This window comes from Streptomyces sp. NPDC056128 (assembly GCF_042263835.1).
In the GTDB taxonomy this organism is placed as follows: Bacteria; Actinomycetota; Actinomycetes; order Streptomycetales; family Streptomycetaceae; genus Streptomyces.
Genome location: NZ_JBHJVQ010000024.1, coordinates 36286 through 51640, shown reverse-complemented (window position 1 = coordinate 51640; position 15355 = coordinate 36286). Strand labels below are relative to the sequence as shown.

Below are 15355 nucleotides of genomic sequence, written 5' to 3'. Positions count from 1 at the left end.
GGGGTGGGGTGGTGCCGGTCAGGCGGCGCTGACCTCGGGCTTCGCGGGCGAGGGCGTTGCGGCTGCGGCCGCGGCCACCTCCGCCTCCGCCTCCTCCGTCGGCAGCCCCCGCATCAGCGCCCAGTACCCGCCCGCCGCCACCGTGCCGACGACGGCGCAGATGCCCCAGAGCCACTCGGCGCCCCAGCGGTCGATGACGAAACCGGACATCAGCGGGGCGACGAGCGAGGCGACGGCCCAGGACATGGTGTACATGCCCTGGTAGCGGCCGCGCCCGTGCACCGGGGAGAGGCGGACGACGAGCCCGGTCTGCGTCGGCGCGTTGACGATCTCGGCGAGCGTCCACACGCACACGGTGAGCGCGAAGACGCCGACCGACCCGGCGAAGGCGGTGAGCCCGAAGCCGTACCCGGCCAGCAGGGACGAGGCGACGAGCAGCAGCCGCGGATCGCGGTGCTCGATGAACCGGGTGACGGGAATCTGGAGTACGACGATCAGGACGCCGTTGACGGCGATCGCCATGCCGAAGTCCGCGGGCGTGAACCCGGCCTCGCCCATGGCGACCGGCAGCCCGAGGTACCCCTGCTGGAAGATCACGGCGACCAGGAACGACAGCCCGACGACGCTCATGTACCGCCCGTCGCGCAGTACGGTCCCGAGCGAGACGGCCGCGTCCTTGCCGGAGGCGTCGGCGCCCCCCTGCGGCTGCGGCCGTGACTCGGGCAGCTTCACGAAAACGAGGACGGCGCAGACCAGGGTCATCCCCGCCTCGATCATGAATCCGGCGAGATAGCTGACCTCGGCGATGAACCCGGCCGCCATCGAGGAGATGGCGAAGCCGAGGTTGATCGCCCAGTAGTTGAGCGAGAAGGCGCGGATACGGTCCTCGGGCCGCACGATGTCCGCCATCATCGCCTGCACGGCGGGCCGGGAGGCGTTGCTGGCCATGCCGACCAGGAACGCGACGGCGGCGATGGCGACGGGGTGGTGCACGAAGCCGAGCGCGGCGACGGACAGGGCGGTCGAGGTCTGCGCGACCAGCAGCGTGGGCCGCCGCCCGAGCCGGTCGGTCATCACCCCGGCGCCCAACGAGGACACGACCCCGCCGAGCCCGTGCAGGGCGGCGACCAGACCGGCGTACGAGGCGGAGTAGCCGCGGTCGATGGTCAGGTACAGCGCCATGAAGGTGGCGACGAAGGCACCGAGCCGGTTGACCAGGGTGCTGGTCCACAGCCACCAGAACTCGCGGGGGAGCCCGGAGACGGTCTCCCGTGCGGCACGTCTGAGCCCGGCGACGGACATGGGACCCCCGTGGATGTGTAAGCGGCTGGAGCGGCACGCACAACTTACGAACTCGGGGTCGCCGGAGGCCACCGGATTAACACTTCCCGTCAACCGTCCGCCCAGCGGGCGCCCCGCGCGGGTGGCCGGAGGGTTCGATTACGCTCGGAGCCATGGCCGACGCACCGTACAAGCTGATCCTCCTCCGCCACGGCGAGAGCGAGTGGAACGAGAAGAACCTGTTCACCGGCTGGGTGGACGTCAACCTCACCCCGAAGGGCGAGAAGGAGGCGACGCGCGGCGGCGAGCTGCTCAAGGACGCCGGCCTGCTGCCCGACGTGCTGCACACGTCCGTCCAGAAGCGCGCGATCCGCACGGCCCAGCTCGCGCTGGAGGCCGCCGACCGCCACTGGATCCCGGTCCACCGCCACTGGCGCCTGAACGAGCGCCACTACGGCGCCCTCCAGGGCAAGGACAAGGCGCAGACCCTCGCGGAGTTCGGCGAGGAGCAGTTCATGCTGTGGCGCCGCTCCTACGACACCCCGCCGCCCCCGCTGGACCGCGACGCCGAGTACTCCCAGTTCGACGACGCCCGCTACGCGACCCTCCCGCCGGAGCTGCGCCCGCAGACGGAGTGCCTGAAGGACGTCGTCGTCCGCATGCTCCCGTACTGGTTCGACGCGATCGTCCCCGACCTCCTCACCGGCCGCACGGTCCTGGTCGCCGCCCACGGCAACTCCCTCCGCGCCCTCGTCAAGCACCTCGACGGCATCTCCGACGCCGACATCGCGGGCCTGAACATCCCGACCGGCATCCCGCTGTCCTACGAACTCGACGCCGAGTTCAAGCCGCTGAACCCGGGCGGGACATACCTGGACCCGGACGCGGCTGCGGCTGCGATCGAGGCGGTCAAGAACCAGGGGAAGAAGAAGTAGCAGACGTGATCACGCCCCTGACCTGCGCGGGAAGCGCGGGGCAGGGGCATTTTCATGCGCTGGGAACCTCCCTGGAACGGCTTCAGGGCAGATGACAGACTGCCTCGACGTTGTTCCCGTCGGGATCGCGAACAAATGCGCCGTAGTAGGACTCGTGATATTCCGGCCAGAGCCGGGGCGCGTGCAGGCTCTCGGCACCTACCGCGAGAGCGGCCGCGTAGAAAGCGTCTACGGCGGCGCGGTCGGCCGCGACGAACGCGATGTGCAGTTCCCGCGCCGGCGCGGCGTCGGTCGCGGGGACGAGCCACAACGGGTGGCCCGTTACGCCGAAGCTGATGTTCTCGCCGAACTGCTTCTTCCGCTCGCCACCCAGCGGGGCGAGCGCGGCGTCGTAGAAGGCGGCACTGGCGGCGATGTCGTGCACCTGAATGGCTATGTGATCCAACATGAGCCAACTCTGCATTGATGCACAGGACTTGTCGCAGGTTTTTCAACCCGCTGTCGAGAAGCCCAGTCAAGCACGGCGGGACACACCCTGCACGGATTCCTAGGGAGGACGCGGATGCGTTCCCTCCCTCACGAGAGCCAGGCCTCGGCCATCACGAAGGAGACGGCCGTTCCTCCGAAGCGGCTCGGGCCGGAGTGCCAGGACGCGGCGATGGAGTCGACCAGGAGCAGCCCTCGCCCATGGGCGTCGCCGGCGTCCGGTCGGCGGAGGCGTACGTTCGCCGGAAGGCCCGGGTTGTGCACCTCTACGCGCAGGGAGGTCCCGTCACGGAACCACTCGACCCGTGCGAGCCATGCGTACTCCGTACTCCCGTAGAGAATCGCGTTGGTCACGAGCTCCGAGAGCATCAGCACGCAGTCGTCGATCGAGCAGCGTGGTTCATACGGGGCGATGAACCTCCGGAACCAGCGACGGGCTCGGGGGACGGACTCCGGAGTCGGGATCAAGGCCTCTAGAGATGTCAGGAAGGGTGGTGGACTGTCACTCCGACGAAGCGCGGACACGCGACCCCTGACCTAAGGTGTCTAGAGAGGTGAGCGAGGAGGATCCCGGGATGGCCAAGACCGACGACGACCGTCGGCCCAAGTACCAGCGGATCGCGGACTCCCTGCGCGAGGCGATCGAGGCGGGCGACTACGGTCCCGGTGATCGGCTCCCGGGCGAGAACGACCTCATGGACACGTACGGCGTGGCCCGCATGACGGCCCGGCAGGCCCTGAGTGTTCTCCGGGACGAAGGCCTCGCCGAGGCCCGCAAGGGCGCCGGCGTCTTCGTCCGCGAATTCCGCCCCATCCGACGCCGAGGCATCGACCGACTGGCCCGCGACCAGTGGGGGAATGGCCGCTCCGTCTGGTCGGCAGACGTCGAGGACCGCGCACTTGAGGTCGACCGGATCACGGTGTCCGAGGAAGCGCCGCCGGAACGCGTCAGCGCGGTCCTGAATCTGGCCGACGAGGACACGGCGTGCGTGAGGCGCAGGCGCTTCGTCCTCGACAACAAGCCGGTCCTGCTCGCGACGAGCTATCTCCCCATGTCACTGGTTGCCGGATCCCGGATCACCGAGGAGGACACCGGACCGGGCGGGGCGTACGCCAGGCTCGCCGAACTCGGCCACGAACCGGTGCATTTCCGTGAAGAGGTCCGCTCACGCATGCCGTCGAAGGACGAGGCGGCCCAGTTGGAAATCTCCCCGGGCACTCCGGTCATCCTTATCTGCCGCACCGCGTTCACGGACGACGGCCGCGCGGTCGAGGTCAACGAGATGACCCTGGACGCCGCTTCGTACGTCCTGGAGTACGACTTCGACTCCGGCCCGAGAGCTGCCTCGACCGACGCGTCGGCCAACGACTGAGTCGGTCCTTCTGCGCAGGCTCAAGTCCCTGGGGAGCGGGTGCGCTGTTCGTGGCGGCTCACGGGGGCTGTGTCCGTCGCTGCATTCCGCCGGCGCGCGCTCTACAGGTCGGTCTGCGGAGGAGCGTGCGGCATCCCGGACTTCGTCGGTGGGGGAGATGGGTGCGCACGCTCGTACTGGTCGTGCCAAGCAGCGATCGTGAAAACCAAGGCCACGGCTGCTATGAGCAACTGGACCGCTCCCGCGAAGGGATGTGCCGAGCGCAGGAAGAGCACGCCGATCACGAGCACGGTCACGGTGAACCCGCCGAGCAGGAGGATGGGAGCCCAGTCCATCGGGAGTGCTCTGGCTTGCTCGCCCGGACGGCCCCATCCACTGAGGACCGCCGTCAGCCCCAGCAGGAGGGCGACCGGGATTTCGATGAGCAGCAGTATCAGGCTTATGCAGCCGGCCTCGAACCCGTCCCCCTTCGCGTCCGAGGGCCGTCCGGTGCGGCAGCCGTCCCTTGGGGAGTGCGGTGCAGGCGAACTCGGCTCGAATCGCATGGTCACACGCTCGCGTGTCCCGCCGGGCACTGCGCCACGGTTCACCACGCCGAGACCGAGTCGTGGCCGAGCTGAGCTCCCGCCGGACAGGCCCACGCCCCGCCTTCGAACGATCGCGCTGCCAGGCGTCACTTCTGGGCGTGCGGCACGACCACGATCTGTACGTCGTCCTCGTAGATGACCCGCCCCGGGTCCGCCGAACGCAGAGCCCGGCAGGCGACGCCGTGTGCGGACAGAATTTCCAGGTAGCCGGGGATGCGGGCGAGGAGTTGGGACGCCGACGGCTTGAACCACGCCGCCGCGCCGGGATTGATCTCGTCGTCGTAGACGCTGGGATCGATCGTTGAGGGGTCGGTGTACGCGGCGTCGTACCAACTGTTGTTGCTGCGGCGGAAGGTCTCCTGCTCGTCCGAGAGCCTTCCCGCCCGTGCGAGGTTGTTGACGAGGCCGAAGATGCCGGTGAAGTGGCCTCGGCTGTTCCGGTGAGGCGACTGGAAGCGTACGTACTGGACGGTCTCGCTGTCTCTGTCGATCATCCCCATTGAGGCATGTTCCCACCTCGCGCAGTGAGCTGTCGTCGGCGTCGTCTTCATGCCGTCTCCTCGGGGTGGCGCACCCGGTAGCGGAGGTGTGTGATCGCCACCGAGGCGGTCGAAGAGTCGGCGGCCGTTCCCGAGGCGGACCTGGACCAGGTGCGACCACCCGGTCGGGAACCCGCCTCCGAGACGACAGCCCCGTCGGCGGATGGCTTCAGATGGCGGTCGAGAGGGCCACGTGACGCCACTGGTCGAGTTCACGTCGTACCAGATCCAGCTTCGCCTCGACGCGCTCGACCGCGTCCGCGCCCAACTGCAGACGCAGCGGCGGCTGGGCAGCCTCGGCGACGTCGACGACGGCCTTGGCCGCCTTCACCGGATCCCCCGGCTGGCGGCCGTCGTTCCGCGCCAGTGCCTCGCGGACCGGCCCCGCGCCGACGGCGTAGTCCTCAATGGCGGCCGGCTCGACCTGGATGCTGGCGCCGCTGAGGAAGTCGGTGCGGAATCCGCCCGGTTCCACGATCGTGACGCGCACGCCGAGCGGCGCCAACTCGCCGTGCAGCGCCTCGGAGATGCCCTCGAGGGCAAACTTCGACGCACCGTACAGGCCCACCGCCGGAGCAGTGGCGAAGCCGCCCACGGAGCCGATGTTCAAGACGTGCCCGGATCGCTGGGCGCGCAGCGTGGGCAGGGTCGCCCGCAAGGTGTTGAGCACGCCGAAGACGTTGACGTCGAACAGTGCCCGGGCAGCGTTGTCGGAGGTCTCCTCGATCGCGCCCACCAGGCCGTGACCGGCGTTGTTGACCACGACGTCGATCCGGCCGAACTCCGTCAGGCCCGACTCCACCGCAGCCGCCAGCTGCCCCGGTTCGGTCACGTCCGCGCTCACCGCCAGCAATCCGTCCGGCTTCTCCGGGAAGGCACGTAGCACCGCCGATGCGTCCCGCGCTGTCGCGATCACGCGATGCTCGCGGTTCAGTGCCTCACGAGTGATCTCCGCGCCGAGTCCACGCGCGGCACCAGTGACAAACCAAACGCTCATGTTCTCCCACCATCCGATCGCCCCATGGCCAACGGCTCGACGCTAGAACCTAGAGTCGTGTCTAGATCAACAGCTGTGTGAGGGGGGAGCGCTCATGGACTTGAGCATCGGTGAGGTGGCACAGCGCAGTGGGCTCAGCGTGCACGCTTTGCGGTTCTATGAGCGTGAGGGGCTGTTCGCCAACCCGGTACGCCGATTGTCCAACGGCCGCCGGATCTATCACGAGGAAGACCTGGAGTGGCTGGCGATCTGCACGAAGCTGCGCTCCTCCGGCATGTCACTGGCGACGATCCGGCAGTACATCGTCCTGGTCCGCCAGGGCCCGGGGAACGAACCTGAACGGCTGGAACTGCTCCGCCGGCACGAACACCACGTGGAGACCCAGATCCAGGAGCTGCAAGAGATCCTCAACGTGATGCGCGCCAAGGTGCGGATCTACGAGGACCATCTCGTCCGCGGCGAGGCCGACCAGCTCTGGAACCCGTCCCGCACGGCCACCGCACAGGCCGGCACCCGCCAGGAGTGCCATCCGCCAGAGGGCGCGTGATCATCCGGTGCCGGGAGGATCCTGGAGCCGTCGGGGTCCAGCCCTTCCGCTTTCCCTGGTGGGGCTGGTTGGTGGTGATTCGCAGAAGTCAGAGGAGGTCCCGCCAGAAGGGAACCGTCGCGCGCGGGTTCCAGCGCTCGTCGACCTCGCCCCGTGCCTCGTCGAACTCCTGGTGGACGTAGTCGACCAGGTCCAGCCCGTAGTGGATGATGTCGGTCTGCCAGATCGAGAGCACCGGATGACCGAAGCTGCCCCGGCCGTCGGGCAGGTATCGGTGGGCGTACACGGGCACCAGGGTCGGCACATCCGTCAGATGGCGTCGAGCCTTGCCCAGCGCGACCGCTCCGTCGGTGGGGCGCTCGCCCCAGCCGTCGTTCCAGTACCCGTTGTGCTCGACGGCGAGCAGCACGCCCTCGACCGGCCAGTCGAGCTGTCGGCGAAGGCTGTCCAGGTCACCACCGCGCCACTCCGGCCACGGCCTCGACCAGGTCTGCCCGTCTTCAGGCGGGACGTTGACCGGCAGGCCCGTGGCAAGAAATGCCCGGTGATCGTCCGCGAACTCGAAGTGGAACTCGCGCTCGATGCGGGCGAACTCGGCGTCCGTCAGGCCCGGCTCGAACTCGTAGAGACCCGTCTCTGCAAGACGACGTGCGGCCTGCGCCCCCAGACGCGTTCCCTGTTTGCTGATCATCGCCGCACGTTAGCGCCGTCCGGGGACTGTGTTCATCCGAATTGTGCGCCCGCGGAGGCGTCAGGCCCCCACCCGCTCCACCACCCGCACAGTCACCACATCCCCCTCCCCCTTCCCGATCGCCCTCCGCACCTCCGCCTTCACCGGCAGTTTGTGGGTGCCGTCGCCCAGGGCCATGAAGGAGCTCTGGAAGGGGTGGCCGTCGATCGTGCCGCGGATCTTTACCAGGCCGTGGGTGCCGAAGAAGGCGGCCGACTCGGGCCAGACGACGTAGGTCCAGCCGCCTTTGCTCGGGCTCTTCTGCAGGGTCGCGGTGAATTGCGCGTCCATGGTCCGTACCGCCTGTTCGGGAGTTCTTCGTGCGTCCGTCGTCAGGGGTAGGACCGGGGCCGGCCACCGAACTCATCGGTGGCCGGGCGGATCGTGATTACGCCGGTTCCACCGGGAGCCACAGCTCGCACGTCGCCGTCGTGAAGTCCTCCGTGCGGGACAGGACGGCCACGAGCGAGGGGCCGGGGCGCAGGCGCCATTGGTTGGAGGGGAACCACTCGGTCGCCGTCGCCGCCCAGGCGGTCTGGAGGGTTTCCGGGTGGGGGCCCGAGGTGCGGAAGACCGCCCACATGCCGGCCGGGACCTCGATGGCGTCGAGGTCGTCGGGGGCCGGTGTGTCACGGGTGACCGCGACGCCGTGCAGGTAGGTCAGGTCGGTGCCCTCCGCGCTGTCGGGGGCGAGGTCGTCGCAGACCTGGAGGAGGCCGGCCGGGTCGGTGTCGCTGAGGGACTTGAGGCGGGCGTGCTCCTGCGGGGGGAGGGCCGCGATGTGCTCCTGGATGTGCGGGTTGACGCCCTCGTGGATGAGCGGGACGCGGGTCGCGTGTCCGATCAGGCGGAACGCGGGGCGGTCGGCGAAACGGGTGTCCATGGGAGTGCTCCCTTCGACGGTCAGGCGGAACCTGAGCTGCGGTTGTGACTGAAGGGGGCCTCCGGCGCGGCGTACCTCGCGCGGGGCGGCGCCGTGCACCGCCCGGAACGCGCGTCCGAACGCCTCCGTCGAGCCGTATCCGTGGCGGACGGCGATGCTCAGCAGGTCGTCCTCGCCCCGTACGACGTCGGCGGCGGCGACCGTCATGCGGCGCCGGCGGACGTACTCCGACAGCGGCATGCCCGCCAGCGACGAGAACATCCGGCGCAGGTGGTACTCGGTCGTGCCGAGCGTTCCGGCCAGCGCGGGTACGTCGAGCTCCTCGGTGAGGTGCTCCTCGACGAGATCGATGAGTCTGTTCAGTTCCGAGATCACGGGACCTCCCTTCCGCGTCAACCGTGGCAGGGGGCGGTCCCGCTCCGCCCGATCGTTGCGGTCCGCTTCGATCGGGGGGAGGGGAGAGGGGGGAGGGGCAGGGGGAAGCAGACGTCCTCGCGCCTACGCCGGTACCGCGGGCTGGTCCGGCCACGTGAACGCATACCGCGGATCGCCGCCTCGGGTCAGGCGTACGAAGCGGAGGGCGCCGTACCGCTGTAGAGCGTCGGGTCGGGCTCGTCGTCCGAAGGGCGTTCGGGCCTGGTGAGGCCGCCCCCCCCGCGGCCTCCCGCGCCGAACCGATCAGCCATCGCAGCGCGTCCACCGCGAGTTCCTCGAGCTCGTCGACTGCCACGACCGCCGCTTCAGGTGCCGTCATGGGCCCACTCTCCCATCCTCCGGTCACCGGCTGCCGTCGGCGGAGGACACCGGACGCTGCCCCCGAGCCTGCCCCCGCGGCCCTGGTGCCCGCCCCCGGGCCGGGGCTGGAATCCAGGTGTGCAGGAGCTATCGCGGGAGTGACGTGCGAGCGCAGAAGGGGCCGGGTCAGGCCAACAGGGTGGGCCCTGGGCAGGAGGCGGGAGCCGAGGCCCGTCGGGTGCCTCAGGTGGACCGGCGTTCCGCGGGGCTGCTGGCCCTGGGGCACGCGGCGGGCAACGACGCCGTGGCCCGCGCGGTCGAAGGGCATCGGCACACCGGTGTCACCCCGTCCCTCGCGACGGCGACGGTGCAGCGCGCGCCCGCGGCGAGTACGGCCGTGGACGCGGGGAACGCCGTGGATCCCGAGGTCCAGCACCTCCACGACTTCGCACAGGACGCGCTCGCCGCGGCGGACAACCTGATCCGCCAGACCGAGTCGTTGGCCTGGTCGTTCAAGTCCCTGACAGCCAAGCAGAACCACTGCGACGAGCTGGGCACCACCCTGGACACGGCCGAGCACATGATCTACGGCCAGTTCCGTGCCGACCCCGGCGGCAAGGCCGACAACGCGCGCAACCGCGGACTGAAGGCGCTGCTGGACGAGATCCAGAAGCGGCACTTCTCGTACGTCAGGATCCTGCGGAAGACTTCCGGACTGCGGCCCGTCGCGATGGATCTCGCTCCGGGAGACACCGCGGGCAAGCAGGGACTCTCCGACACCTGGTCGCGCGTCGCGGGCGGGCGGGGGATCGCCACGTCGACCAAGCCGCTGCCCGCCGGGGACGACCCCCGGCCGACGGCCTTGGAGGGGTTCGACACCGAGATCCTCTCCAGTCACGCCCGGCTGCTCTCCCGGCAGCACGGCCGCGGCCTGGTGTCCGATCTGGCTTCGGACTCCGCGTCCGGGAAGCCCACCGTGAAGGTCGTGCCCTATCACCCCGAGGTCGTCGAGATGATGGGGAAGACCGACCTCGCGGCGCAGGCGGACGCCGACGACCGGCCGGCGGCACTCGCGGAGAGCGCGGACAAGCCGAACACCGGTTCCAGCAGCACCGTTTCCGTGCCCCACCGGTTCATGGACAGTGAGGTCGCCAAGGACGGCGAGTCCCTCACCCCGGTCTTCGCGGTCTACGGGCACGAGCTGATCCACGCACAGCACAACAAGCACGGCATCAACGTCGCCGGGCTCGGCACCAGGGAGAACCAGGAGGAGGAGATGGCGACGGTGTCCGGCACCGAGTCGTCGGCCAAGCTGCACCGGGCGAAGAACCTGGGCGTGACCACGGAGGAGATGCTCAGGGAGGAGCACAATCTCCCTCTGCGGGGCGGGTACACGTAGCGGGGCCGAGCCCGGCCACGGCGTCAGTTCGCCGCGGTGAGGTGCCCGCGGTTGCCGCGGCGGCCGCGCAGGCCCTGCCAGACCGCGCCCAGCGCCAGCGACTGGACCAGTGCCGAGAGCACGATGCCGCCGATGAAGAACCACGCCGGGGCTTCGCCGCCCCAGCTCCCCTCGCCGAGCCAGGCCACGAAGCCGAAGGCCGGGAAGGTGAACAGGGCGGGCCAGACCCAGATCAGGGACGCGTCCGGGTTGTCCGCGAACAGGGGCTGCAACGCGGCCACGGCCATCGCGCCGCCGACCAGGGCGAGGTAGATCCCCGAGACGCGGTTGGCGACGGCGAGGCGGGCGAGGCGGGAGAGGGTGTGTATCGGGCTGCGCTTCATGGGATCTCGATCTCCCCGGGAGTCGTCTGGGTCTACGTCTTCTTCCTGTTTCCAGGGTCGGACGTGGACGGCTCCGGGGCCTGAGTACCCGTACTCAAGTCGAACGACGCGACACCCATGGGGGGCCTGGGGCGGCCGGCCACACCCCCGGCCGCCCCACGCACCACCGCTACCCCGTCACCCGCACTGGCAGGGATTGCCCGACTGGCAGCCGCAGCCGCACCCCGAGCCGCAGCCGCAGGCGGCGATCAGGGGCAGGGCGCGGATGTCGGCGGGCTGCTCGGTGCGGCGCTCCTGGGCGGGGTCGGGCTTCGTGCTGGGGGAATCGGCCATGGATCCTCCTGGAAGCTGGTGCCTGCCTCCGTCCGGAGGCCGGTGTCCGGCTCCATTGCACGCCCCGGGCGGCCGTCGCATCAACGGCGCATTGGGGCATCGCCGCGCGCCCCGGCCCGCACGCCCCGGCCCGTACGCTCCCGCGCGGGTCAGGCGCCCTCGACCTGCGTCGTCGGCTGGATGTCCGCCTGGAGGTCGTCCGGGTGCTCGCCGGTGACCAGGTAGACCACGCGCTTGGCGACCGCGACGGCGTGGTCGGCGTAGCGCTCGTAGTAGCGGCCCAGCAGCGTCACGTCGACCGCCGTCTCGATGCCGTGCTTCCAGCGGTCGTCCATCAGGTGCTGGAAGAGCGTGCGGTGCAGCAGGTCCATCGCGTCGTCGTCCTGCTCCAGCTGGAGGGCCAGGTCGACGTCCTTGGTGATGATCACCTCGGCGGCCTTCGCCATCAGGCGCTGCGCGAGCTGCCCCATCTCCAGGATGGTCGCGTGCAGGTCGTGCGGGACGGCGCGCTCCGGGTAGCGCAGCCGGGCCAGCTTGGCCACGTGCTGGGCCAGGTCGCCCGAGCGCTCCAGGTCGGCGGACATCCGCAGCGAGGTGACGACGATCCGCAGGTCCGTCGCCACCGGCTGCTGCCGGGCCAGCAGGGTTATCGCCCGGGCCTCCAGCTCGTGCTGGAGTTCGTCGACCCGCTGGTCGCCCTCGATGACGGCCTCGGCCAGCTTCAGGTCGGAGTCGAGGATCGCGGTCGTGGCGCGTCCGATGGCCGACCCGACCAGCCGGGCCATCTCCACCAGACCGTCACCGATCGAATCAAGTTCCTCGTGGTACGCGTCCCGCATCAGGGTTCCCTCTCGTACGTCCGTTTAGGGGGCTCAAAGAACTGGCTCGCACATGGCTCGCACCGGCTCGCACCCCTCGCCGTGCCCCCACGCTTACACGTTCCGGCCTGTACGCGTCCGTTTCCGGCACCACAAATGAACCATCACTGGCTCCAAGGTGAACTCTGGGCGACGAGTGTTCGAGGTCGCACCCCGATGGCTGGGGCGGGGACGTTCGGCATGCCTAACCTGGAGACATGGACGTGAACGCGGCGGTCGCCGCAGCGGCAGCGATCGCCGGAGTACTCACCGGCGTCATCGCCATGCTGGCGTTCCGCTGGAGCGAGCGCGACCAGAACCGCCCCACCCGCACCTCCCTGCACACGGACCCCGTCCTTCCGCCCGGGGTGGACACCGTCCTGTCGGTGCTCCGCTCCTCCGCCGTCGTCCTCGACGAGGCCGACGGGGTGGTCAAGGCCAGCTCGGCGGCGTACGCCCTCGGCCTGGTCCGGGGCGGCAAGCTCGCCGTGGAGCCCATGCTCCAGATGGCCCGGGACACCAGGAGGGACGGGGAGATACGGCAGGTCGAGCTGGACCTGCCCAGGCGCGGGACCGGACGGGGCGAGGCCCTGGCCGTCTCCGCGCGCGTCGCGCCGCTCGGATCCCGGCTGGTGCTCCTGCTGGTCGAGGACCTCACCGAGGCCCGCCGCATCGAGGCGGTACGGCGCGACTTCGTCGCCAATGTGAGTCACGAGCTGAAGACGCCGGTCGGGGCGCTCTCCCTGCTGTCCGAGGCCGTCATGGACGCCGCGGACGATCCGGAGGCCGTGGAGCGGTTCGCCGGACGGATGCAGATCGAGGCCACCCGGCTCACCAACCTGGTGCAGGAGCTCATCGACCTGTCCCGGGTCCAGAACGACGACCCCCTCGACGACGCCGAGCCCGTCCGGGTGGACGAGCTGGTCGCCGAGGCCATCGACCGCTGCCGGCAGGCGGCCGGCAACAAGCAGATCACCATGGCCGCCGGAGGAACGGCGGATCTGCACGTACGCGGCAACCGCGGCCAGCTCGCCGCCGCGCTCGGCAACCTCGTCGAGAACGCCGTCAACTACTCACCCGCCCGCACGCGCGTCGGCATAGCCGCCCGCCGCGTCAACGCCCCCGGCGGCGACCAGATCGAGATCGCCGTGACCGACCAGGGCATCGGCATCTCGGAGCGGGACAAGGAACGCGTCTTCGAGCGCTTCTACCGCGTCGACCCGGCCCGCTCCCGGGCCACCGGAGGCACCGGTCTGGGTCTCGCCATCGTCAAGCACGTGGTCGCCTCGCACGGCGGGGAGGTCACGGTGTGGAGTGCCGAAGGCCAGGGCTCCACCTTCACCCTGCGACTGCCGGAGTCGGGCCTGTCCCGCGACCGCGCGGCGCGGCGCCCGGACCACGCCGGACTCGGCGACGAGACCGACGAGACCGAACGGTCCCCCTCATCCCCCCAAACATCCCCGTACGAAACGCTTCCCGCCCCGGAGGTCCTTCCGTGACCCGTGTGCTCGTCGTCGAGGACGAGGAGTCCTTCTCCGACGCCCTGTCGTACATGCTCCGCAAGGAGGGCTTCGAGGTCGCCGTCGCGACCACCGGCCCCGACGGACTCGACGAGTTCGAGCGCAACGGCGCCGACCTCGTCCTCCTCGACCTGATGCTGCCCGGCCTGCCGGGCACCGAGGTCTGCCGCCAGCTGCGCGGCCGCTCGAACGTTCCCGTGATCATGGTGACCGCCAAGGACAGCGAGATCGACAAGGTTGTCGGGCTGGAGATAGGGGCCGACGACTACGTCACCAAGCCCTTCTCCTCCCGCGAGCTGGTCGCCCGCATCCGCGCCGTACTGCGCCGCCGCGGCGAGCCGGAGGAGGTCACTCCCGCCGCGCTGGAGGCCGGCCCCGTCCGCATGGACGTCGACCGGCACGTGGTGACCGTGGGCGGCACCAAGATCGACCTGCCGCTCAAGGAGTTCGACCTGCTGGAGATGCTGCTGCGCAACGCCGGCCGCGTCCTCACCCGCATGCAGCTGATCGACCGGGTGTGGGGTGCCGACTACGTCGGCGACACCAAGACCCTCGACGTCCACGTCAAGCGGTTGCGCGCCAAGATCGAGCCCGACCCGGGCGCGCCGCGGTACCTCGTGACGGTGCGCGGGCTCGGCTACAAGTTCGAGCCGTAAACCGGACGCCGTCCTGCGGGACACGGCGAAGGGCGGGACCTCCCGGAGGTCCCGCCCTTCGTCCGTACGGTGCTCAGTGGCCGGCGTCGGTGCCCGTGCCGGTGCCGGCGCCCTGCGAGGTGCCGGAGGTCGCCGTTCCGGTCTCGTTCGCCGCGCCGGAGGGCTCGCCCGAGGCTTCGCCGGTGGACTCGCCCGTGCCGGGGCCCGAGGCGTCGTCGCCCGGGGTGCCCGAGGTCTCGCCGTCGGACGGCTCCCCGGAGGTCCCCTCGGAGGGCTGTGCGGACGCGCCGGGCGCCGCCGGGACGTCGCTGGGGCCCCAGCCGGAGAAGTAGCTCTCGGCGGGAACGACGAAGGCGCGCAGGCTCACCTCACCGGCCTTGCTGAAGGTGAAGGTGATCTTCTGCGCGTTGCCGTCCTGGATCGCCTCGCGGCTGCTGGGCAGGACGGCGGCGGCGTTGTCCTTGCCGCCGAGGATCAGGGACCCGCCGGCGGGGACGGTCAGGCTGCCCTTCTGGCCCTTGGCGGGCTTCAGTTCGGCGGTCTTGTCGGTGCCGGCCACGGTGATGGACTCGAGCGTCTGGTCCGACCTGCCGTTGTTGAACAGCGTGGCGGAGACCACCGCCGGGCCCGTCGACTCCAGGTCCGGCTGCGTGATGACGACGGCGTTCTGGATCTGGATGTCACCGACCGTCGTCGCGGCGTTGTCCGGCTTGATCTCCAGCGACTGGGCGTTGTGACCGGCGCCGCACGCGGCGAGCGAGGCGATCGAGAACGCGATGGCGGCGGCGGCGAGGGCACCGCGTCGAAGGCTGCTGCTCACGGCGGCGGCAACTCCTTGGACTCGAGCGGGGTGGCGGCATCGGATAAAGCCGCCCTAAGTGACTGTCAGCGGCCTCAGGCTACCGAGCCGTTCCCGGGCCGCGGCACCCGACCCTCCCCGAAGGGCCATGGGCTTCGCCCGGCAGGCGGCAGTCCCGGCCCTCTTCAGGGGCCGCTTTGCGGCTCGCAACCGTCCGCCATTCACATAAGAACCAGTCCGCCATACGGGTTGTCGATCGGTGCGCGAAATTTCGGTGAAGGAATGCGCGGACCGCCGGAAATTGATCATCGAGGG

At 70.1% G+C, this 15355-nt stretch carries 19 protein-coding genes; 6 read left to right on the top strand and 13 right to left on the bottom strand.

The genetic code is table 11. From position 1 onward, the window contains the following. Positions 1–18 precede the first annotated feature (18 nt). Positions 19–1302: an MDR family MFS transporter gene (locus ACFC1X_RS30630; protein WP_376359699.1), complete on the bottom strand. Its 1284-nt coding sequence runs from the start codon at positions 1300–1302 to the stop codon at positions 19–21. Positions 1303–1454: 152 nt separating this feature from the next. On the opposite strand from ACFC1X_RS30630, the gene ACFC1X_RS30625 reads away from it, so the two are divergent. Further along, positions 1455–2216, top strand: a complete 762-nt coding sequence (locus tag ACFC1X_RS30625) for a phosphoglyceromutase (RefSeq protein WP_122621099.1) — start codon at positions 1455–1457, stop codon at positions 2214–2216. 82 nt (positions 2217–2298) lie between these two features. Here ACFC1X_RS30625 and ACFC1X_RS30620 read toward each other — a convergent pair whose 3' ends face one another. Together ACFC1X_RS30620 and ACFC1X_RS30615 are read right to left on the bottom strand one after the other, a co-directional pair. Beyond that, positions 2299–2664, bottom strand: coding sequence for a VOC family protein (locus ACFC1X_RS30620; protein ID WP_376359696.1), 366 nt, complete (start codon positions 2662–2664; stop codon positions 2299–2301). Positions 2665–2792: 128 nt separating this feature from the next. Beyond that, the gene (locus tag ACFC1X_RS30615) at positions 2793–3188 is read right to left on the bottom strand and encodes an ATP-binding protein (RefSeq protein ID WP_376359882.1); all 396 of its coding nucleotides are present in this window, start codon (positions 3186–3188) and stop codon (positions 2793–2795) included. Positions 3189–3277: 89 nt separating this feature from the next. Between ACFC1X_RS30615 and ACFC1X_RS30610 the strand changes: the two genes are divergently transcribed. Further along, positions 3278–4075, top strand: a complete 798-nt coding sequence (locus tag ACFC1X_RS30610; RefSeq protein ID WP_376359693.1) for a GntR family transcriptional regulator — start codon at positions 3278–3280, stop codon at positions 4073–4075. Positions 4076–4176: 101 nt separating this feature from the next. On the opposite strand, the gene ACFC1X_RS30605 is transcribed toward ACFC1X_RS30610, so the two are convergent. The 3 genes from ACFC1X_RS30605 to ACFC1X_RS30595 form a co-directional block, all read right to left on the bottom strand. Further along, complete coding sequence (locus tag ACFC1X_RS30605; RefSeq protein WP_376359690.1) at positions 4177–4620, bottom strand: DUF6234 family protein; 444 nt, start codon at positions 4618–4620, stop codon at positions 4177–4179. A 128-nt stretch (positions 4621–4748) separates the two neighbouring features. Continuing rightward, positions 4749–5162, bottom strand: a complete 414-nt coding sequence (locus ACFC1X_RS30600; protein WP_376359687.1) for a hypothetical protein — start codon at positions 5160–5162, stop codon at positions 4749–4751. Between the two features lie 208 nt (positions 5163–5370). Beyond that, a complete protein-coding gene (locus tag ACFC1X_RS30595; protein ID WP_376359685.1) occupies positions 5371–6198 on the bottom strand; it encodes an oxidoreductase in 828 nt (275 codons plus the stop codon). A gap of 94 nt (positions 6199–6292) precedes the next feature. Here ACFC1X_RS30595 and ACFC1X_RS30590 point away from each other — a divergent pair, with 94 nt between their 5' ends. After that, the gene (locus ACFC1X_RS30590; RefSeq protein ID WP_376359682.1) at positions 6293–6745 is read left to right on the top strand and encodes a MerR family transcriptional regulator; all 453 of its coding nucleotides are present in this window, start codon (positions 6293–6295) and stop codon (positions 6743–6745) included. An 88-nt stretch (positions 6746–6833) separates the two neighbouring features. Here ACFC1X_RS30590 and ACFC1X_RS30585 read toward each other — a convergent pair whose 3' ends face one another. The 3 genes from ACFC1X_RS30585 to ACFC1X_RS30575 form a co-directional block, all read right to left on the bottom strand. Continuing rightward, positions 6834–7436: a hypothetical protein gene (locus ACFC1X_RS30585; RefSeq protein WP_376359679.1), complete on the bottom strand. Its 603-nt coding sequence runs from the start codon at positions 7434–7436 to the stop codon at positions 6834–6836. A 60-nt stretch (positions 7437–7496) separates the two neighbouring features. After that, positions 7497–7766: a DUF1905 domain-containing protein gene (locus ACFC1X_RS30580; RefSeq protein ID WP_376359677.1), complete on the bottom strand. Its 270-nt coding sequence runs from the start codon at positions 7764–7766 to the stop codon at positions 7497–7499. Between the two features lie 97 nt (positions 7767–7863). After that, positions 7864–8733 carry a GyrI-like domain-containing protein gene (locus ACFC1X_RS30575; RefSeq protein ID WP_376359675.1) on the bottom strand — a complete coding sequence of 290 codons (870 nt, stop codon included), beginning with the start codon at positions 8731–8733 and terminating at the stop codon, positions 7864–7866. A 607-nt stretch (positions 8734–9340) separates the two neighbouring features. Here ACFC1X_RS30575 and ACFC1X_RS30570 point away from each other — a divergent pair. Further along, on the top strand, positions 9341–10492 hold the full coding sequence (locus ACFC1X_RS30570) for a M91 family zinc metallopeptidase (protein WP_376359672.1): 1152 nt from the start codon (positions 9341–9343) through the stop codon (positions 10490–10492). A 23-nt stretch (positions 10493–10515) separates the two neighbouring features. On the opposite strand, the gene ACFC1X_RS30565 is transcribed toward ACFC1X_RS30570, so the two are convergent. From ACFC1X_RS30565 to phoU, 3 genes are all read right to left on the bottom strand, one after another. Continuing rightward, a complete protein-coding gene (locus ACFC1X_RS30565) occupies positions 10516–10875 on the bottom strand; it encodes an SCO4225 family membrane protein (RefSeq protein ID WP_376359669.1) in 360 nt (119 codons plus the stop codon). A gap of 177 nt (positions 10876–11052) precedes the next feature. Then, positions 11053–11208 carry a hypothetical protein gene (locus ACFC1X_RS30560; RefSeq protein ID WP_376359666.1) on the bottom strand — a complete coding sequence of 52 codons (156 nt, stop codon included), beginning with the start codon at positions 11206–11208 and terminating at the stop codon, positions 11053–11055. A gap of 149 nt (positions 11209–11357) precedes the next feature. Continuing rightward, the gene (phoU, locus tag ACFC1X_RS30555) at positions 11358–12047 is read right to left on the bottom strand and encodes a phosphate signaling complex protein PhoU (RefSeq protein WP_376359663.1); all 690 of its coding nucleotides are present in this window, start codon (positions 12045–12047) and stop codon (positions 11358–11360) included. A 236-nt stretch (positions 12048–12283) separates the two neighbouring features. Here phoU and ACFC1X_RS30550 point away from each other — a divergent pair, with 236 nt between their 5' ends. Then, positions 12284–13564 carry a sensor histidine kinase gene (locus ACFC1X_RS30550; protein ID WP_376359660.1) on the top strand — a complete coding sequence of 427 codons (1281 nt, stop codon included), beginning with the start codon at positions 12284–12286 and terminating at the stop codon, positions 13562–13564. Further along, entirely contained in the window at positions 13561–14241 is a 681-nt protein-coding gene (locus ACFC1X_RS30545) for a response regulator transcription factor (RefSeq protein WP_030243122.1), read from the top strand. Before ACFC1X_RS30550 ends, ACFC1X_RS30545 begins: the two co-directional genes overlap by 4 nt. Before the next feature lie 73 nt (positions 14242–14314). On the opposite strand, the gene ACFC1X_RS30540 is transcribed toward ACFC1X_RS30545, so the two are convergent. Further along, positions 14315–15061 (bottom strand): DUF461 domain-containing protein, encoded by a 747-nt coding sequence (locus tag ACFC1X_RS30540; protein WP_376359657.1) that lies wholly within the window; start codon positions 15059–15061, stop codon positions 14315–14317. Positions 15062–15355 lie beyond the last annotated feature (294 nt).